Genomic DNA, 19,413 nt, shown 5'->3' on the forward strand with positions numbered 1-19,413 from the left:
TCCTCAGAGATCAGTCCGTTCTTGACCCCGTTACCCACTCAGAATTCAAATGAGGCATATTGATAACGCACTAGCACTACACGGGTATTGATTTTTCCTGTTCACAGATCGCCTACATCGTTCCCGATTCGATCCGGTTCCGGCCGTTGTGTTTTGCCTGGTAAAGCAAGCCGTCGACGAAATCGACGAAGCGCCTGGGTTCGTCCTCGGTGAAGGTGTGGGTGGTGCCCACGCCGATGCTGACGGTGACGAGCGGGCCGATGCGCGAGGCTTCGTGGGGGATCTCCCGCGCTGCGATCAGGCGGATGCAGCGTTCGGCGATGGCCTTTGCCGCGTCGGCGTCCGTTTCCGGCAGCAGGAGAGCGAATTCCTCGCCGCCGAAGCGGGCCAGCACGTCGCGCGGGCGGGCCGCGGCGGCCTGCAGGGTTTCGGCCACGTCTTTGAGGCAGGTGTCGCCCTGGCCGTGGCCGTAGCGGTCGTTGTACTGCTTGAAGTAATCGACATCGAGCATGACGAGCGAGAGCGGCGTTCCACTGCGCCGTGCGCTCGCCCATTCGGTTTCGAGGGCGGCGTCGAGGCGGCGCCGGTTGGCGATGCCGGTCAGGCCGTCCATGAAGGACAGCGCCTCCAGTTCCGCCTGCAGGCGGATCAGTTCCTCCTCGGCCTTCTTGCGCTCGCTGATGTCGAACATGAAGCCGACCAGGGCCTCGACATCGCCGTTTTCCTTGCGCACGACGTGCACCACGTCGCGAATCCAGACGTATCCGTTGTCCTTCGTCAGCGCGCGGTAATCGGCCTCGTGGTCGATGCCTTCCTTCGACTGCGAGATGCAGAAATTGACCACGTAATCGCGGTCGTCGGGGTGTATGCGCATGGCCCAGTCTTCGGCCGTGACCCAGCTTTCCTGGGTCCAGCCGAGCAGGGGCTCGATTTGCGGGCCGATGTAGGCGAACGTCATCGTGTCCCAGTCGATCTTCCAGGGAATGGCCTTGGTCGATTCCAGCAGGGTCTTGTGGACCGCATCGACGCTGTCTGCGTCGTATTCCTTGTCTGACATGGTGTGCCCCATTCGATACTTATCTTGTGTCGACGCTGCGGCGATGATCGCGCCCCGAGGACGGACTGGCGTCGCGACTTGCGTCGTTGCGTCTGATTCGCGGCGGGATGTGGCGCGCGACCGATGGCATGTCCGGTTTCACGGCCGGCGGGGTGCGCGATGCGCATGACCGTCCGCATCACGCCTTCAGCTTCGTGAAGTTACTGCCCGAGGCCGGGTTGTGGCAAATACCCCTGCCGCGACGCGCGATATGCGTCGCTCGTCGCGCCGCGCATCGTACATCACGCGGCGCTGGCTTGGGATCAGCGTATCTTGACCTGGAGCATTTCCTCGCCTTCGTCGTCGACGAGGTGCACGGCGCAGGCGATGCAGGGATCGAAGCTGTGGACGGTGCGCAGGATTTCCAGCGGCTGCTGGGTATCCGCCATCTGCGTGCCCTTGAGCGCGGCCTCGTAGGGGCCGTCCTGGCCGGCGGCGTCGCGCGGGCCGGCGTTCCAGGTGCTGGGGACTACGGCCTGGTAGTTGTCGATCAGGCCGTTCTTGATCACCACCCAGTGCGCCAGCGCGCCGCGCGGGGCTTCGGTGAAACCCACGCCCTTGGCCGTGGACGGCCAGGTCGAGGGGTCCCAGTGCGCGGCGTTGAAGGTGCTCAGATCGCCGGCCTTGATGTTGGCGATGAGCTGGTTGTACCAGCCGCGCATTTGATCGACGATGAACTTGGTTTCCAGAGTGCGCGCGGCGACGCGGCCGAGGGTCGAGAACAGGCCCTGCACCGGCAGGTCGAGCTTGCTCAGCGTGCTGTCGACCAGCCCGCGGGATTCGTGGTTGCCGCTGGCGTAGAGCATCAGCATGCGCGCCAGCGGGCCGACCTCGACCGCCTTGCCGCGCCAGCGCGGCGACTTGAGCCAGGAGTAGCTGGCGTCGACGTCGAGGTGTTCGTAGGGCGGCTGCGGGCCGGTGTAGTTGAGTACGGTCTCGCCGTTGTAGGGGTGCAGCCCTTCCTGCTTGCCGCCGCTGTAGTCGTACCACGAGTGCGCGACGTATTCCTTGATCTGGTCCTCGGCGTTGAGGTCGACCTCCTCGATGTGTGAGAGGTCGCGGTCGACGATCACGCCGCGGGGGATGAGGAAGCCGCCGAGATCGTTGATCCCCTTGGAGGGAAAATCGCCGTAGGTCATGAAGTTGCCGATGCCTTCGCCGCGCGTGGCCCAGTCCTTGTAGAAGCCGGCGATAGCGAGGATGTCGGGCACGTAGACCTGATCGACGAACTGCAGCATGCGGTCGATGACGTTGGACACGATGGCGAGCCCGACCATGTTGACCGCCGTGGCGCCGGCGGTCGCCCCGGTGCTTTCCGCGTCGACGCTGATCGCGCAGGGCACGCCGCCGACCACGAAGTTCGGATGCGGGTTCTTGCCGCCGAAGATGGTGTGCAGCTTGACCACCTCGCGCTGCCAGGCGAGGGCGTCGAGATAGTGCGCGACGGCCATCAGGTTGGCCTCGGGCGGCAGCTTGTAGGCCGGGTGGCCCCAGTAGCCGTTGGCGAAGATGCCGAGCTGGCCGGATTCGACCAGGCCCTTGATCTTGTTCTGCACGTCGGCGAAATGTCCCGGCGAGGACAGCGCGTAGTTGCTCAGCGACTGGGCCAGTTCGGAGGTCTTGCGCGGGTCGGCCTTGAGTGCGGAGACCACGTCCACCCAGTCCAGCGCCTGCAGGTGGTAGAAGTGCATGACGTGGTCGTGCACGTACTGCGCCGCGATCATCAGGTTGCGGATCAGCTCGGCATTCGGCGGGATCGGGTAGGCGAGGGCGTTTTCCACCGCGCGGACGGAGGCGATGCCGTGCACCAGGGTGCACACGCCGCAGATGCGTTGGGCGAAGGCCCAGGCCTCGCGCGGGTCGCGCCCGCGCAGGATGATCTCGATGCCGCGCACCATGGTGCCGGCGCTGGATGCGCGGGTGATCAGGCCGCTGGCATCGGTTTCGGCCTCGATGCGCAGATGTCCCTCGATGCGGGTGATGGGGTCTACTACGACGGTTTGGTTTGCCACGTGTGCCTCTCCCTGAAGCTATCTCGAACGCGTCCTCAATCGGCCAGATTGTCCACCACGGCTTCGAGCAGACTGTGCGCGGTCTTGTCCCAATGGAAATGCGCCTGGCCGTCGTCGAAGGTGATGCGGCAGTTGGAGCAGCTGGTCAGCAGCATGTCGGCCTCGGTTTCCTCTACCTGACGCATCTTGATCTGGAAGGCCTTGTAGCGCAGCGGGTCGGCGCGGTGGTTGCTGTACACGCCGCCGCCTCCGCCGCAGCACCAGTTCATGCCGCGGTTTTCCTTCATTTCGTGGATTTCGGCGCCCAGTGCCTGCAGTACCACGCGTGGTGCCTCGATGGCGCCGCCGCGGCGGGCCACCTGACAGGGGTCGTGGTAGGTGACGGTGGTGTTGAGCCCCTGCTTGACCCGGATGCTGCCGTCGGCGATGTGTTCGCCGAGGAATTCCGAGATGTGGCGGACCTTGAACGGCAGCGGCTTGCCGTAGATGTTGGCGCCCGACCAGCGCATGGCGCTGTAGGCATGGCCGCACTCCGGCAGCAAAAGCAGCTGGGCCTTGCAGGCGATGGCGGCGTTGATGAGCTTCATGCTCATGTCCTTCTGCCAGTCCGCGTTGCCCGAGAGCAGGCCGAAGTTGGTCGCCTCGTAGCCGTCGGTGCGGAAGGTCCAGCTCATCCCCATGTGGTTGAGCAGCTTGGCCATGTGGGCGATGGCCTGCGGATATTTCTGGATCTCGATCGAGGACAGGGTGACCAGCACGTCGGCCTGGTCCAGGTTCATGTGCATCTCGACGTCGTTCTCGTCGCCCATCCACTCGACGCGGTCGGCGAACACGTCGGGGGTGGCGCCGAGCGGGCTGCCCTCGCGCTCGCCGCGTTCCGCCGTCGCCCACAGCTCGTGCGGCACCAGCCCGGCCTTGTGCATGCCGTGACGGGCGAGGCCCACGAGGCTGGCGATGTCGATGCCCATGGGACAGATCAGCGTACAGCGGCCGCAGGTGGTGCAGGAATCGAAGATCAGCTCCTGCCAATCCTCCAGTTCCTTGAGCGTGACCTTGCGCTTGAGGTTGAGCGCGCGCATGAAGATGGCGAACGGCCCGACCTCGCGCTTGTAGGCCTGCTTGAACGGTTCGATCTTCCAGATCGGGCTGTACTTGGGGTCGCCGGTCTGAACGTAGAAGGGACAGGCCTCGGCGCATATCCCGCAATGGATGCAGGATTCCATGTAGGTGGCGGCGACGGCGCCGAAATCGCGTACGAAATGGCGCATGGCGGTCTCGACGCGCTCGGCGTCGGGCATGTCGCCCTGCAGGTCGTAGCGCTGTTGCGGTTTCTTGATGCCGAAACGCCCGCCTTCGGTTTCCAGCAGCGGCAGGGTGCCCTCGCTCATGTGCTGGCTCCTTTACGTGCGAAGAGGGCGCCGGTGGTGCCCCGCGAAACGAAGATCATGACGCTGTGCATCAGCTTGCCGAACGGCAGCCAGACCAGCAGCAGACAGACCGACAGGATGTGGATCGCGAGCAGCGTTTCGTAGCGCGCGCCGAGGTGCGCGGCGGCGAGCAGCCCGGTGACCACCGGCGCCACCGTGACCAGCCAGCTGAAGTAGTCGTCGAAGTTCGACAGCAGGCGCAGCACCGGATTGCTCACCCGGCGGATCAGCGCGGCGACGAGGGCGGCGATGGTGATGCCGCCGGTGGCGTAGATCAGGCTGTTCGGCAGATTCGGCCAGCTCACGCCGACGAGGCTCTTGATGAACAGGATGTGCGGCGCGAACCCGAAAATGACCACGACCAGGCCGACGTGAAACACGTAGCCGATGGTCTGGCCGAAGGCGGTCGTCGCCCAGAACTCGCGCTTGGGCCAGGAGCGGGTGACGATGAGCTTGAGCGCGCCGAGCCAGGTGCCGGTGTTGCGCGGCTCGGAGTAGTCCGGCTTGCGCCGCAGCAGGAGAATGCCGGTCAGGCGCCACAGAATGCCGGCGGCGCAGATGATCAGCGACCATTGCAGGATAGGCCCGCGTGCCAGGGTGAGCAGATCCATCACTTCTTCTCCGTGATTTTGCTCTGCCGGTGACGTGCCGTGGCGGCGGCCAGGCCGCCGATGGCGATGCCGGCCACGGCCGCGGCGCCGAGGTCGGCGCCGATGCTGCCGTGCCACAGACCGGCGGAGAGCGGTTTGTAGAGATCGCCGCGATCCCAGAAATTCGGTTCCGAGCAGCCGATGCAGCCGTGCCCGGACTCGATCGGGAAGCTGGTGCCCGCGTTCCACTTGGTGGTGGCGCAGGCGTTGTAGGTGGTCGGCCCCTTGCAGCCCAGCTCGTACAGGCACCAGCCGTTGCGCGCGCCCTCGTCGTCGAAGGTCTTGGCGAACTCGCCGCGGTCGTAGAACGGGCGGCGGTAGCAGCGGTCGTGGATGGTGTTGCCGTAGAAGGCGATGGGGCGCTTCAGGTGGTCGAGGTCCGGCAGCCGGCCGAAGGTGAGGAAGTGGGCGAGCGTGCCGGTGATCACCACGGGGATCGGTGGGCAGCCGGGGACGTTGATCACCGGCTTGTCGGTCACGATGTCGCTGACCATGGTCGCGCGGGTCGGGTTCGGATTCGCCATCGGCAGGCCGCCGAAGGACGCGCAGGTGCCGACCGCGACGACCGCGGCGGCACCCTTGGCGACGTCCTGGATCGACTGCAGGGCCGACTTGCCGGCGGCGGTGCAATAGCCGTTGTTGCCGTCCGGAATGGCGCCGTCGACGATCATCAGGTACTTGCCCCAGTTCGCCTTCATCGCCGCCTCGCGCGCGGCCTCGGCCTGGAAGCCCGCGGCTGCCTGCAGCGTGTCGTCGTAGTCCAGCGACATCACGTTGAACATCAGGTATTCGAGCGTGGGGGTGAACGAGCGGGTGAGCGATTCGAGGCAGCCGGTGCATTCCTGGTAGGACATGTAGATCACCGACGGCCGGCGTTTCTGCGGCAGGGTCTCGGCCATCGCCAGCGCGGCGCCGGGGGGCAGGGCCAGGGCCGAGGCCATGGCCGCGCAGAGCTTGAGGAAGGCGCGCCGGCTGATGCCCTGGCTGCGCAGATAATCGCCGATTGTGTTTTTGTCGTCTGCGTCCATCAGGCGTCCTCGCGTGCGGTCTCGGGTGGGTTTTCGTCGTCGGCCAGGTCCTGCCGCAGGCGAGCCAGTCCGTCTGCGACGTCCACAGGGTGACTGGCCAGCAGCGGCGGCTGCAGGGCGATGTCGATCAATTCGGCGACGACCTCGCCGGATTCGGCGCGCAGGGTCGTCCACCACACGCCGGGAAAGCCGGTTTCGTAGATTTCCGCTTCGCCCAGAGCGTCGAAGCGTGCGCTTATCTCGCCACGCCCGAGCGCTGCGCACAGCGCCTCGCGTTCGCCGGGCAACAGCGGCAGGCTGCGCAGGTCGATGGTGTTCGTCTCGCCACGTTGCAGCAGCGCTTCAAGATGAGTGGCGATCTCGGACTGCAGCGCACGGACGTTGGGTGTCGTCCCTGCAGGCGGCGGCGCGTGCACGACCTTGACGGAGATATCCTCAAGCGGCATCGGCCTGCTCCCAGCGGGCGATGAGTGCCTGCGCCAGAGCGCAGGCCTCTGCGATGCCGCGTTGGCCCGCCGCGGTGGCTACATCTGCCCAGTCCACGCATTCGGGCTGGATGCCGATCAGCGCCCGATGCGCCGGCAGTTCGTCGGTCAGGCAGGCCATGGAAAGCAGGTCGGCGAGGCTGACCTCGTGCACGCTACGCTTGCCGCCGGCGCCGACATAGCGGTCCATGGCCTCGTTCTCGAACACACACACGCTGCCGGGCGACGCGTGCAGTTCTGCGGCGTCGATGACAATGAGGCGGTCGCAGTCCGCAATCGGGCCGGCGAGGGTGAAGCTCAGGGTGCCGCCGTCCAGGCAGTCGACATGCGGCAGAGTCGAGCAGGTGCGTTCCAGCTCCCGAGCGGCGTAGACACCGATGCCCTCGTCGCCGAGGAGTGTGTTGCCGAGTCCCAGTACCAATACGCGTGAGGTCATGCTGGTGCTCCGTGATTCGTCTTTTGCATGGCGTCCAAGCCGCAAGGATTACGTCGCCACGTTGCGAGTCGGTTCGATCGGCGCAGTTTTTTTAATATGACGTCAATCAACTTGCCCCAAACTCTAGGCCAGAAATATTTGCGGCGTGTTACCCAGAGTGATTGATTTGTGACACGGATCATTTGTAACCGATGTTCGGTGAGATGGATCATCTTTATTCTGCGGTTTAGTTGCTTTTCGCAGACATGCACTTGAATATTTTGAGCGTATTTGAAGGCGCGGATACGGGGCCCCGGTAACGCGCAAGACTTAGCGCAGTCCCTGATGCGGTGCTGCAGCTGCGAGGAGACGCATGGCGAGCGAACCAGGTTTTCTGCCGCGGGACGGTCTGGACCGGCTGATCGAGGCGCTGCGCCGCGACGGCCGCGAGGTCATAGGGCCGCGGGTGCGCGACGGCGCCATCGTCTACGCGCCCATCGCAGCCGCCGCCGATCTGCCCGCCGGCGTACGCGATGCGCAATCCCCCGGCGCCTATGCGCTGCATGCGGTCTCGCCCGACGAGCGCCTGTTCGCCTGGGCGAACGGGCCGCAGGCGCTCAAACCCCTGGTCTTCGTGCCGCACGAACTGCTCTGGTCCAGTCGCAATGATGGCGCCGACGGCCCGCAGTTCACCGCCGCCGAGCCCGCGGCCCGCCCGACCGCGGTAATCGGCGTGCGCGCCTGCGATCTTGCCGCACTGGCGTTGCAGGACCGTCACTTCCTGCGCGAGCCGTATCCCGATCCCGCCTACCGCGCGCGGCGCGATGCGCTGTTTCTGGTGGCGGTGCACTGTACGCATCAGGCCGACACCTGCTTCTGCGCCTCCACCGGCGACGGGCCCGAGGCCGAGTCGGGTTTCGACCTCGCGCTGCACGAGATCGACGACGGTTTCATCGTTGCCGCCGGCAGCGACGCCGGCGCCGCGGTGCTGGCCGGGCTCGATCTGGCGGCAGCGGATCAGGCCCGGATGGACGAGGCGCGGGCGGGTGTCGAGGCGGCCGCGGCGGCGCAGAGCCGCAGCCTGCCGTCGCGCGACCTGCGCCCCACTTTGCTGGAACGGCTGGAGTCGCCGCAATGGGATGCGGTGGCCGAGCGCTGCCTGTCCTGCGGCAACTGCACCGCCGTCTGCCCGACCTGCTTCTGCAACGCGGAGGTGAACGAAGCCACCATCGACGGACGCGAGAACGGGCATTACCGCCAGTGGGATTCCTGCTTCACCTCCGGACACAGCTATCTGCACGGCATCGTGATCCGCTCGGAAACCCGCGCGCGCTACCGCCAGTGGCTGACCCACAAGTTGGCCCACTGGCACGACCAGTACGGGCGCTCCGGCTGCGTGGGCTGCGGGCGCTGCATCTCGTGGTGCCCTGTGGGCATCGACCTGACCGCGGAAGTCGCCGCGCTGGCCGGCGAGGGGACGGCATGACACTGCACGAACTGCCCGCAACGGCCGAGATCATCGAGCGTATGGACGACTCGTCCAGTATCTTCACCCTGCGCCTGCGCTTCGTCGACCCGGCGCGGCAGACGGCGTTCCGCAGCAGCCCGGGCCAGTTCAACATGCTCAGCATGCACGGCGTCGGCGAGGTGCCGATCTCGATCTCCTCCGACCCTGAAGACATACACTTCATCGGCCACACGGTGCGGGCGGTGGGGCGGGTGACGCACGCGCTTGCCACCCTGCGCCCGGGCGACCGGGTCGGGCTGCGCGGCCCCTACGGGCGCGGCTGGCCGCTGCAGGAGGCCGAGGGCGGCGACGTGGTGCTGGTGACCGGCGGTCTGGGCTGCGCCCCGGTCGTGTCGGTGATCGATTACGTCATGCGCCGGCGCGAGCGCTTCGGGCGGCTGGTCATCATCCAGGGCGTCAAGCATGCCGAGGACCTGATCTGGCGCCAGCGCTACGAGGCCTGGGCCCATGCGCCGGACACCCAGGTGTGGCTGGCGGCGGACGTGGGCGGGCCGCACTGGGCCTGGGATGTGGGCCCGGTCACGGTGCTGCTCGATCACGCCGAATTCGATCACGCCCAGGCGCACGCGCTGATGTGCGGGCCCGAGCCGATGATGAAGGCGGTCGCCGAGCGTCTGTTGGACGACGGCATGCCGACCGAACGGTTGTGGCTGAGCATGGAGCGCAATATGCACTGCGCGGTGGGCCACTGCGGCCACTGCCAGCTCGGGCCGCTGTTCGTATGCCGTGACGGCCCGGTATTTCCCTATCCCGTGTTGGCGCCGTGGCTGCGGCACCGGAGTCTGTGATGAGCGAGGTATCCGCAAGCAACGCCACCGCGCCGCCGTGCAAACCGCGCGTGGCGGTGCACAAGTTCAGCTCCTGCGACGGCTGCCAGCTTGCCCTGCTGAATGCCGGCGAGGCGCTGCTGGCGCTGGCCGAGCGGGTCGATCTGGTGCACTTCGCGGAAGCCGGTCCCATGGACCCGGAGGCGGAGGTCGACATCGCCTTCGTCGAAGGCAGCGTGTCCACGCCGGAGGACCGCTCGCGCATCGTGCGGGTGCGCAGCAACAGCCGCTTTCTCGTCACCCTGGGCGCCTGCGCCACCGCCGGCGGCATCCAGGCGCTGCGCAACTTCGCCGACGGCGACGGCTGGCTGGGCGCGGTCTACGCCAGCCCCGAGTTCGTTTCCAGCCTGGCACAGGTGTCGCCGATTCGCGAGCACGTGCACGTCGACCTGGAGCTCTGGGGTTGCCCGGTCAGCGGCCGGCAGGTGGTGTCGGCCGTGGGCAGCCTGCTCGCTGGCGCGCCACCTGCGGTGCCCGACGAGCGGCTGTGCCTCGAATGCAAGCGCCAGCAGGCGGTGTGCGTGATGGTCACCCGCGGCGCGCCGTGCATGGGTCCGGTCACGCGCACCGGCTGCGGGGCGTTGTGCCCGCGTTTCGAGCGCGATTGCTACGGCTGCTACGGCCCGGCCGAACACTCCAACACGCAGGCGCTGGGTCGCCGCTTCGCCGGGCTCGGCCTGGTCGACGAGGCAGTCGTGCGGCGCTTCCATTTCATCAACAGCCAGGCGCCCGCATTCCTCGAGGCCGGGCAGCGGGCGCGGGGGCATGCCGATGACTGAACGCCGCGACGTGCGCATCGAGGTGCCCGTGCTGGCGCGGGTGGAGGGCGAGGGCGCGCTTTCGCTGGAGGTGCGCGACGGCCGCATAGAACGCCTGCAACTGCGCATCTACGAGCCGCCGCGGTTGTTCGAGAAATTCCTCGAGGGGCGCGGCCACGAGGAGATTCCGGACGCGGTGGCGCGCATCTGCGGCATCTGCCCGGTGGCCTACCAGATGAGCGCGGTCGCGGCCCTGGAGCAGGCCATGGGCGTCGGCATCGACGACTGGGTGCGGCGCATGCGCCGGGTGTTCTATTGCGGCGAATGGCTGCAGAGCCATGCGCTGCACATCCACCTGCTCGCGGCACCCGATTTCCTCGGTTACGACAGCGTCGTCGAGATGGCCAAGGGGCATCCCGATCTGGTCCGCCGCGGACTGCGCCTGCAGGCGTTGGGTAACGACCTGATCGCCCTGTTCGGGGGGCGCTCGGTGCATCCCGTGGGCGCCTGCGTGGGCGGCTTCCATCACGCCCCGACCGTGGCGGCGGTAGCGGCCATGCGCACACGCCTGAACGATGCACAGGAGGACGCGCGGGCCCTGCTCGACTGGGCACTGGCCTTGCCCGTGCCGGACTCCGACCAGGACTTCGTCAGCGTTGCCCTGCGCCATCCGCAGGACTATGCGATGGCCGAGGGGTGCATCGTCAGCGACCGCGGCCTGGATATCGGGGCGGAGGCCTTCGAGGCGCATTTCCGCGAGCTGCAGGTGCCGCATTCCACCGCGCTGCATGCACTGCTGCACGATGAGCCCTACATGGTCGGCCCGTTGGCACGCCTGAATCTCAACCACGAGCGCCTGCCGGAGGCGCTGCGCGAGCGGCTGCTCGCGGCCGGGCTGCGGCTGCCCAGCAGAAACCCGTTCCATAGCCTGATCGCCCGTGCGGCGGAGATCGCTTTCATCGTCGGCGAGGCCGCGCGGCTGCTCGCGGACTATGCCGAGCCGCCGCTGCCCGCCGCGGCGGTGACGCCGCGCGCCGGGATGGGCTTCGGCGCCACCGAGGCGCCGCGCGGCCTGCTCTGGCACCGCTACGAGGTGGACGACGCCGGGCACGTACGCAGCGCGCGCATCGTGCCGCCAACCAGCCAGAACCAGGCGCGCATCGAGGCCGACCTGCGCCAGTCGCTGGAACTGCTCGGGCTGGACCAGCCGGACGAGGCCCTGCGCCTGCGCGGCGAGCAGGTCATCCGCAGCTACGACCCCTGCATCTCCTGCGCCACGCACTTCCTGCGTCTGGACGTGCGCCGCAGGTGACGCGGCTCGCAGTCATCGGCATCGGCTCTCCCTTCGGCGGCGACCGCATCGCCTGGAGCCTGATCGAGCGCCTGCAGCACAGCCGCTTCGCGTCTGCCGGCGGCATGTCGTTCGAGGTCAGCGATCGCCCCGGACCGGCCCTGCTCGAACGCCTGAGCGGCGCCGAACGCGCAATCCTGATCGACGCGGTCGCCGGCGCCGACGAACCCGCCGCCTGGTATGCCGAGGACGCCTTCGCGCGGTTGTCGGCGCCGCTTTCCGGGCACGCCATCGGCCTCGCCGAAACGCTCGATCTTGGTCGTGCGCTCGGCGACCTGCCGGCGCTCGAACTCCTCGGCCTGCGTCTGCAGCCGGACGGCAGCGCCGGCCCGCGCGCCTGCGCGGCGGGCCTGCGCCTGCTCATCCGCCGTCTGCGCAACCTTTCCGGCTAGATAGCAGCTCGCGCCCTGTGCCCAAAAGCAGGGCGATACCGGAACCATCGCAGTGCGCTCGCCCCAACATGAAGCCTACGCGGCCACAGTACGTGGCTGCCCTGTCTTTGATTAGTAATTCAAATTAAAACAAGTGCTTGTATTTTATGGATAGATGCATGTCGTGGCGGGTCAAGGCCGTGTAACACCCATGAAACGGTATGGCTATTGCAATTGTCCACATCGATAGACGGCGATAAGGGGGGCCGTTGCTGCGCATCGTCGCGGCGACATCACTCGATAGTGGAGGTACCTGTTATGGCCATGACACACGATGCGATGCGCGTCAGTACCGGAGCGGGCAAGCTGCGGCGCGAGGCGGGCATCCTGAGCCTGTTGTTCGCCAGTCTTGGCGGCATGATCGGATCGGGTTGGCTGTTCGGTCCGCTCAATGCCGCCAAGGCCGCGGGGCCCGCCAGCCTGTTGTCCTGGGTGATCGGCGGTGCCGCGATCCTGCTGCTGGCCTTCGTCTACGCCGAACTGGCGACCGCCTTCCCGCGCGCCGGGGCGGTGGTCGCCTTTCCCAAGCTCAGCCATGGCAACCTGATGGCGATGGTGATGAGCTGGGTGGTGTTCCTCGGTTACGTTTCGGTGCCGCCGGTGGAGGTGATGGCGGTGCTGAGCTACGCCAACAATTACCTGCCAGGACTGGTCACGCCGCACACCGGTATGCTCACCACCGTCGGCTTCGTTTCGGCGGTGGTGCTGATGGGCGTGTTCATCGTGCTGAATACCTTCGGCATCCGCTGGCTGCTGCGCATCAACACCGCACTGGTGTGGTGGAAGCTGGCGATTCCGGCGATCACGATACTCGCCCTGCTGCTGTTTTCCTTCCATGCAGGCAACGGCAGCGTGCAGGGCTTCGCGCCCTACGGTTCGCAGGGCGTGCTGTCGGCAGTGGCCACCTCAGGCATCGTGTTCAGCTATCTCGGATTCCGCCAGGCGGTCGAGCTGGCCGGCGAGTCGCGCGACCCGAAACGCACCATACCCAAAGCGGTGATCGGTTCGGTGGTGCTCGCGCTGGGCCTTTACCTGCTGCTGCAGCTGGCGATGATCTATGGCGTCGCGCCCGGCAGCATCGCCCACGGCTGGGCCAATCTGCACTTCGCGGGCATCGCCGGGCCCTTTGCTGGCATGGCGGCACTGGCCGGTCTCGGCTGGCTGGCCCTGTTGCTCTACATCGACGCGGTGATCTCGCCAGGCGGCACCGGCATCATCTACAGCACCACCTCGTCGCGGGTGGTTTACGCCACCGGCAGCGAGGGGCTGATGACCTCGCTGATGAGTAAGGTGACGGACAAGGGCGTGCCCTGGGTGGGGCTGGTCGTAACCTTTGCCTTCGGGGTGTTCTTCTTTTTCCCCTTCCCGTCCTGGCAGAAGCTGGTGGGCTACATCTCGTCCGTATCCGTGCTTTCCTACGGCATCGGCCCGGTGGTGCTGCTCAGCCTGCGCAAGACCCTGCCGGTAGCCGATCACGGACGCCCGTTCCTGCTGCGCTGGCCGTGGCTGATCGCGCCGGTCGCCTTCACCGTCTCCAACTACATCATCTATTGGAGCGGGGCGGGCACCGACGATTTCCTGTTCGGCATGCTGGCGGTGTTCTTCCTGATCTATCTTGCCTACGAGCTGGCCACGCGCCGCAGTCTGGCGCACCTGGAGTGGCGCGGTGCGTGGTGGCTGCTGCCGTATTTCATCGGCATGTGGCTGATCACCTACCTCGGTCCCAAGTCGTTGACCGGCGGGCTGGGCGACATCGTCTATCCGTGGGGCATGGTGATTATCGCGGTGTTCAGCCTGGTCATCATCTTCCTGGCACGCGCCAGCGCGATGATCGACCCGGAGGAGGCGCGCGCGACGCTGCTCAGCGGTGAACCCGAGGCTTTCGATCAGAGGGCCGGCTGAGCGGTGGTCAGATGCAAGAACTGGGCGATGCCGCTCAGCAGCATCTGCACCGCGATGACGGTTAGGATCAAGCCCATTAGGCGCTCCAGGGCTACGAGGCCGCGCGCGCCCAGGTGACGCGACAACCGGGTGGCCGCCAGCAGAATGCTGCCGCTGGCGGCCCAGGCGATGAGCAGTGCGCCGGTCCACAGCGGCCAGTCGCCGGGTTGCCGGCTGGCCATCAGCATGGCCGCGGAGATCGCCGAGGGCCCTGCGATCAGCGGCACGGCGAGTGGCACCACCAGCGGCTCGCCCTCGATCTGCTCATGCAGCCCGCCGGCATCCGGAAACACCATCTTCAGTGCGATCAGGAACAGCACCACGCCCCCGGCCACGCCCAGCGCCGCCGGTGAGACCTCCAGCAGGTCCATCAGCTGCTGGCCGAAGAACATGAACACCAGCAGGATGACCAGGGCAATCAACATCTCGCGCACGATCACCCGCGGCTGGCGCTCGCGCGGCGTTTGTCTGAGCGCGCTCAGGAACAGCGGGATGTTGCCGAAGGGGTCCATCACCAGAAAGAACAGCAGCGCGGCGGAGAACAGGGTCATCTGGGGTCCGTGGGTCATGGGGAGCTTAATGATACGGCCCCGCGGTGCGGGGCCGTAAAGGGTAGATCATTTCCCGCCCGGCATTGCCGCCGGGCGGGGCCGGAATCACTTGTGCACGGGCATCTGGAATTCGCTGCCCGTGGCGCGCGAGGGCCAGCGCGAGGTCACCGTCTTGAGGCGGGTGTAGAAGCGCACGCCCTCGGGGCCGTGCATGTGCATGTCGCCGAACAGCGATTGCTTCCAGCCGCCGAAGCTGTGGAAGGCCATGGGCACCGGGATCGGTACGTTGATGCCGACCATGCCGGCCTGCACGGCGTGGCTGAAGCGCCGCGCGGTGCCGCCGTCGCGGGTGAAGATCGCGGTGCCGTTGCCGAAGGCGTGATCGTCGATCAGGCGCAGGCCGCTGTCGAAATCGGGCACGCGCACCACTGCGAGTACCGGGCCGAAGATTTCCTCGCGGTAGATGCGCATCTCGGGAGTGACGCGGTCGAACAGGCAGCCGCCGAGAAAGTGGCCGTCCTCATGGCCGGGCACGCGGCAGTCGCGGCCGTCGACCACGAGTTCCGCGCCTTCTTCCACACCCAGGCCGACATACCACTTCACGCGCTCGCAGTGCTCGCGGGTGACCAGCGGCCCCATCTCCACCTCATCGGCGTCGCCGGGGCCGACCTTGAGCGCGCGGGCGCGCTCGGCCAGGCGCTCGACCAGCGGGTCGGCGATGTCGCCGACCGCGACCGCCACGGAGATTGCCATGCAACGTTCGCCGGCGGAACCGTAGGCCGAGCCGATCAGCGCGTCCACGGTCTGGTCGAGGTCCGCGTCGGGCATCACCAGCATGTGGTTCTTGGCCCCGCCGAGGGCCTGCACGCGCTTGCCGTGGGCGGTGCCGGTCTCGTAGATGTAGCGTGCCACCTGGGTCGAGCCGACGAAGCTCACTGCCGCGACGCGGCTGTCGGTGAGCAGGGTGTCTACCGCTGCCTTGTCGCCGTTGACGACGGAAAAGACGCCATCGGGCAGGCCGACCTCGGTGAGCAGTTCGGCCACGCGCAGCGGGCAGCTTGGGTCCTTCTCGGAGGGCTTGAGGATGAAGGCGTTGCCGGCGGCGAGGGCGACCGGGAACATCCACATCGGCACCATCGCCGGGAAGTTGAACGGGGTGATGCCGGCGACCACGCCGAGGGGTTGGCGTAGCGACCAGCTGTCGACGCCGGTGCCGACGTCCTCGCTCATCTCGCCCTTGAGCAGATGCGGGATGCCGCAGGCGAATTCGACCACCTCGATGCCGCGGGTCAGCTCGCCGAGGGCGTCGGGCACGGTCTTGCCGTGTTCGCGCGAGATCAGCCGCGCGAGTTCGTCGGCATGCGCCTCCAGCAGGGCCTTGAAGCGGAACAGCACGCGCGCGCGGCGCAGCGGCGTGGTGGCGGCCCAGCCGGGTGCCGCGGCGGCGGCGCTGGCGATGGCGCGCTCGGTTTCCGCCGCGTCGGCCAGCGCGACGCGGGCCTGCACCTGTCCGGTCGCCGGGTTGTACACGTCGCCGAGGCGGCCGCTGGTACCGGGGGCATGGCGCCCGTCGAGGTAATGGCCGAGCACTGGCAGGCCGGTCTGGGTTGCGGAGTTGTCGTTCATCGGGAATCTCTCGGTTCGGCGTCCCCGGCGGCGGCCGGGGACGTGGGACGGTGTCGGCTAGGCGGCCAGGACCTGCGCTGCGGTTCGGTAGGTGTAGCCCAGGGCCTCGGCGACCGCGGCATAGGTCACCGCGCCGCGATGCACGTTCAGCCCGGCGCACAGGTGCGGGTCGTCGAGCAGTGCCTGGCGGTAGCCCTTGTCGGCCAGTGCGAGCACGTAGGGCAGGGTGGCCTGGGTCAGCGCGAAGGTGGCGGTGCGCGCCACGCCGCCGGGCATGTTGGCCACGCAGTAGTGCACCACGCCGTCGACCGTGTAGGTCGGGTCCTGATGGGTGGTCGGATGGCTGGTCTCGAAGCAGCCGCCCTGGTCGATGGCGACGTCCACCACCACCGCACCGGGGCGCATGCGCGAGATCATCGCCCGCGTCACCAGCTTGGGCGCTGCGGCGCCGGGAATCAGCACCGCGCCGATCACGAGATCGGCATTGAACACGGCGCTCTCCAGCGCATCGGCGGTCGAGTACACGGTCTTGAGGCGCGGCCCGAACTGGGCGTCGATCTGGCGCAGCCGCGTCAGGTCGAGATCGAGCACGGTGACGTCGGCGCCGAGGCCGAGGGCCATGCGCGCGGCGTTGAGCCCGACCACGCCGCTGCCGATCACGCTCACGTTCGCCGGGGGAACGCCGGGCACGCCGGCGAGCAGCACGCCGCGGCCGCCCTGGGCCTTTTCCAGGGCATGCGCGCCGGCCTGGACCGCCATGCGTCCGGCCACCTCGCTCATCGGCGCAAGCAGGGGCAGACCGCCGTGCGCGTCGGTGACGGTCTCGTAGGCGATGGCGACGGCGTCCGAATCCACCAGCAGGCGGGCCTGCTCGGGGTCGGGGGCGAGGTGCAGATAGGTGAACAGGATCTGTCCGGGGCACAGGCGCGCGCATTCCTCGGGTTGCGGTTCCTTGACCTTGACGACCATCTCGGCCTCGGCGAAGACCTCTGCGGGGTCGTCGGCCAGGCGCGCGCCGGCGATGACGTAATCCTCGTCCTTGAGGCCGACGCCGGCGCCCGCGCCGCGCTGCACCAGCACGCCGTGGCCGCGCCGGGTCAGCTCGCGCACGCCGGTGGGCGTCAGTCCGACCCGGTATTCGTGGTTCTTGATTTCCTTGGGAACTCCGACAAGCATGCGAACCTCCGCACGGTTGGGTTCAGGCAGTCGCGCGAATGGCGTCGGCGACGATGCCGACCAGGGCGTCGATCTGCTCGGGTTCGATGATCAGCGGTGGCGACAGGGCAATGATGTCGCCGGTGTAGCGCACCAGCGCGCCGTTATCGAAGCAGCGGCGGTGCACCTCGAAGCCGCGCGCGCCCGGCGCGCCGGGGCGCGGCTCCATCTCGATGCCGGCGACCAGGCCGAGGTTGCGCACGTCGATCACGTGCGGCAGGTCCTTGAGCGCATGCACCGCGTTTTCGAGATGCGGGCCGAGGTCGGTGCCGCGGGTAAGCAGGCCCTCCTCGGCATAGATGTCGAGCGTGGCGAGAGCCGCGGCGCAGGCCACCGGGTGGCCGGAATAGGTGTAGCCGTGGGCGAATTCGATGAGCTGCTCCGGACCCTGCATGAAGGCCTCGTAGACGTGCGGGCGGACGAACACCGCGCCCATCGGCACGTTGCCGTTGGTCAGGCCCTTGGCGGTGGTGATGATGTCCGGCAGCACGTCGAAGTAGTCGGCCGCGAAGGGCGTGCCGAGGCGGCCGTAGCCGGTGATCACCTCGTCGAAGATCAGCAGGATGCCGTGGCGGTCGCAGATCTCGCGCAGGCGGCGCAGATAGCCCTTGGGCGGCAGCAGCACGCCGGCGGAGCCGGCCACCGGCTCGACGATGACGGCGGCGATGGTGGAAGCGTCGTGCAGGCCGATCAGGCGTTCCAGGCCGTCGGCCAGCTCCGCGCCGCCCTCGGCTGGCTGGCCGCGGGTGAAGGCGTTGGCCTTGAGGTTGAGCGTGTGCGGTAGGTGGTCGATGCCGGGGAGCAGGGTGCCGAACTGCTTGCGGTTGCCGACGATGCCGCCGACCGAGGAGCCGCCGAAGTTGACGCCGTGGTAGCCGCGCTCGCGGCCGATCAGGCGCAGCCGGCTGCCTTCGCCGCGCGCGCGGTGGTAGCCGATCGCGATCTTCAGCGCCGTGTCGACGGATTCCGAGCCGGAGTTGGTGAAGAAGCTGTAGTTGAGGTCGCCGGGTGTGATCTCGGCCAGGCGGTTGGCCAGCTCGAAGGGCAGCGGGTGCCCCATGTTGAAGGTCGGCGCGAAATCCAGCTCCTCGAGCTGGCGGTGCACCGCCTCGACGATGCGGCGGCGGCCGTGACCGGCATTCACGCACCATAGCCCGGCCTGTCCGTCGAGTATGCGGCGGCCGTCGGCGGTGGTGTAATGCACGCCTTCGGCGGACACCAGCAGGCGCGGAGCATCCTTGAACTGGCGGTTCGCGGTGAAGGGCATCCAGAAGGCCTCGCGCTGGCGACGGTCGTGGATGATGTCGTGGTGACGCTCGGAGCTGCTCATGCCGCGGTTCCTCGGAGGCGGTGGTGTTCCAGGGATTCTAAGACATGTTAAATAAAATAAACAATCTTAGTTTTTATGGGCTGGAGATGTCCTTTTCTGTTAGCATCATGTTTAATATTTTGTCTTGTCGGCAAGCGAGGACTGTCGAATGGAGATAGGCGCCCGCCTGCGCGCATTGCGCGAGCTGTATGGACTGTCACAGCGGGAACTGGCCAAGCGTGCGGGGGTCACCAACGGCATGATCTCGCAGATCGAGCAGGATCGCGTGAGCCCCTCGGTGGGCTCGCTGAAGAAGATCCTGGACGGACTGTCGATCTCCATCGCCGACTTCTTCACCCAGGACTTTGGCGGTCCGGTACAGGTGTTCTTCGACCGCGACGAGATGCCCGATCTGGGCAACGGGCCGGTGAACCTGTTTCTGGTCGCGGCCGGGCGCAAGAACCGCGAGATGTCGATGCTGCGCGAGGTCTACGCCCCCGGCGCGGATACCGGCGAGGACATGCTGCAGCACGAGGGCGAGGAGGCCGGGGTGGTGGTGCGCGGCACGATGGAGATCACCGTCGGCAGCGAGACACGCCTGCTGCGCCCGGGCGACGCCTATTATTTCGAGAGCCGGATTCCGCATCGTTTCCGCAATCCGGGCGAGGCCGAGGCCGAAATCGTCAGCGCCAACAGCCCGCCCACCTTCTGAGACCTGCTGCCGGCGCGGCCGGCGGCCCCGAAAGTCTGTACGAGGATGCAA

General features: G+C 67.4%; 18 protein-coding genes. 7 read left to right on the forward strand and 11 right to left on the reverse strand.

The annotated features are described in order from the left end of the window. Positions 1–112: 112 nt before the first annotated feature. The 7 genes from BJI67_RS05285 to BJI67_RS05315 all read right to left on the reverse strand — a co-directional run bounded on the left by BJI67_RS05285 (position 113) and on the right by BJI67_RS05315 (position 7,134). Complete coding sequence (locus BJI67_RS05285) at positions 113–1,057, reverse strand: sensor domain-containing diguanylate cyclase (protein WP_070073970.1); 945 nt, start codon at positions 1,055–1,057, stop codon at positions 113–115. A 302-nt stretch (positions 1,058–1,359) separates the two neighbouring features. Then, positions 1,360–3,108 (reverse strand): nickel-dependent hydrogenase large subunit, encoded by a 1,749-nt coding sequence (locus BJI67_RS05290; protein WP_070072151.1) that lies wholly within the window; start codon positions 3,106–3,108, stop codon positions 1,360–1,362. A gap of 35 nt (positions 3,109–3,143) precedes the next feature. Next, a complete protein-coding gene (locus BJI67_RS05295; protein ID WP_070072152.1) occupies positions 3,144–4,496 on the reverse strand; it encodes a (Fe-S)-binding protein in 1,353 nt (450 codons plus the stop codon). Continuing rightward, positions 4,493–5,146, reverse strand: a complete 654-nt coding sequence (locus tag BJI67_RS05300) for a nitrate reductase (protein ID WP_070072153.1) — start codon at positions 5,144–5,146, stop codon at positions 4,493–4,495. Before BJI67_RS05300 ends, BJI67_RS05295 begins: the two co-directional genes overlap by 4 nt. Further along, on the reverse strand, positions 5,146–6,213 hold the full coding sequence (locus BJI67_RS05305) for a hydrogenase small subunit (RefSeq protein WP_070072154.1): 1,068 nt from the start codon (positions 6,211–6,213) through the stop codon (positions 5,146–5,148). Before BJI67_RS05305 ends, BJI67_RS05300 begins: the two co-directional genes overlap by 1 nt. Then, positions 6,213–6,659 (reverse strand): hydrogenase expression/formation C-terminal domain-containing protein, encoded by a 447-nt coding sequence (locus tag BJI67_RS05310; RefSeq protein WP_070072155.1) that lies wholly within the window; start codon positions 6,657–6,659, stop codon positions 6,213–6,215. The genes BJI67_RS05305 and BJI67_RS05310 overlap by 1 nt, the downstream gene beginning before the upstream one ends. Then, entirely contained in the window at positions 6,649–7,134 is a 486-nt protein-coding gene (locus BJI67_RS05315) for a HyaD/HybD family hydrogenase maturation endopeptidase (protein WP_070072156.1), read from the reverse strand. Before BJI67_RS05315 ends, BJI67_RS05310 begins: the two co-directional genes overlap by 11 nt. Positions 7,135–7,486: 352 nt before the next feature. On the opposite strand from BJI67_RS05315, the gene BJI67_RS05320 reads away from it, so the two are divergent. The 6 genes from BJI67_RS05320 (at position 7,487) to BJI67_RS05345 (ending at position 13,910) form a co-directional block, all read left to right on the forward strand. Next, positions 7,487–8,599, forward strand: a complete 1,113-nt coding sequence (locus BJI67_RS05320; protein WP_070072157.1) for a 4Fe-4S dicluster domain-containing protein — start codon at positions 7,487–7,489, stop codon at positions 8,597–8,599. Beyond that, positions 8,596–9,429 (forward strand): FAD/NAD(P)-binding protein, encoded by an 834-nt coding sequence (locus tag BJI67_RS05325; RefSeq protein WP_070072158.1) that lies wholly within the window; start codon positions 8,596–8,598, stop codon positions 9,427–9,429. Before BJI67_RS05320 ends, BJI67_RS05325 begins: the two co-directional genes overlap by 4 nt. Further along, entirely contained in the window at positions 9,429–10,247 is an 819-nt protein-coding gene (locus BJI67_RS05330) for an NADH-quinone oxidoreductase subunit B family protein (RefSeq protein ID WP_070072159.1), read from the forward strand. Before BJI67_RS05325 ends, BJI67_RS05330 begins: the two co-directional genes overlap by 1 nt. Further along, a complete protein-coding gene (locus BJI67_RS05335; protein ID WP_070072160.1) occupies positions 10,240–11,538 on the forward strand; it encodes a Ni/Fe hydrogenase subunit alpha in 1,299 nt (432 codons plus the stop codon). The genes BJI67_RS05330 and BJI67_RS05335 overlap by 8 nt, the downstream gene beginning before the upstream one ends. After that, positions 11,535–11,969: a hypothetical protein gene (locus BJI67_RS05340; protein ID WP_070072161.1), complete on the forward strand. Its 435-nt coding sequence runs from the start codon at positions 11,535–11,537 to the stop codon at positions 11,967–11,969. Before BJI67_RS05335 ends, BJI67_RS05340 begins: the two co-directional genes overlap by 4 nt. A 297-nt stretch (positions 11,970–12,266) precedes the next feature. Beyond that, entirely contained in the window at positions 12,267–13,910 is a 1,644-nt protein-coding gene (locus BJI67_RS05345) for an APC family permease (protein WP_197513320.1), read from the forward strand. Here the strand turns inward: BJI67_RS05345 and BJI67_RS05350 are convergent. The 4 genes from BJI67_RS05350 to BJI67_RS05365 form a co-directional block, all read right to left on the reverse strand. Further along, the gene (locus BJI67_RS05350) at positions 13,895–14,518 is read right to left on the reverse strand and encodes a MarC family protein (protein WP_197513321.1); all 624 of its coding nucleotides are present in this window, start codon (positions 14,516–14,518) and stop codon (positions 13,895–13,897) included. The two genes, BJI67_RS05345 and BJI67_RS05350, sit on opposite strands and share 16 nt — an antisense overlap. Positions 14,519–14,605: 87 nt before the next feature. Then, entirely contained in the window at positions 14,606–16,126 is a 1,521-nt protein-coding gene (locus BJI67_RS05355; protein WP_269449614.1) for a CoA-acylating methylmalonate-semialdehyde dehydrogenase, read from the reverse strand. Positions 16,127–16,183: 57 nt separating this feature from the next. Beyond that, a complete protein-coding gene (ald, locus tag BJI67_RS05360; protein ID WP_070072163.1) occupies positions 16,184–17,302 on the reverse strand; it encodes an alanine dehydrogenase in 1,119 nt (372 codons plus the stop codon). A 22-nt stretch (positions 17,303–17,324) separates the two neighbouring features. Continuing rightward, complete coding sequence (locus BJI67_RS05365; protein WP_070072164.1) at positions 17,325–18,671, reverse strand: aspartate aminotransferase family protein; 1,347 nt, start codon at positions 18,669–18,671, stop codon at positions 17,325–17,327. A gap of 148 nt (positions 18,672–18,819) precedes the next feature. On the opposite strand from BJI67_RS05365, the gene BJI67_RS05370 reads away from it, so the two are divergent. Then, positions 18,820–19,362 (forward strand): cupin domain-containing protein, encoded by a 543-nt coding sequence (locus tag BJI67_RS05370; RefSeq protein ID WP_070072165.1) that lies wholly within the window; start codon positions 18,820–18,822, stop codon positions 19,360–19,362. The last annotated feature ends 51 nt before the right edge of the window (positions 19,363–19,413 follow it).

The sequence above is a fragment of the Acidihalobacter aeolianus genome, from assembly GCF_001753165.1.
In the GTDB taxonomy this organism is placed as follows: Bacteria; Pseudomonadota; Gammaproteobacteria; order DSM-5130; family Acidihalobacteraceae; genus Acidihalobacter; species Acidihalobacter aeolianus.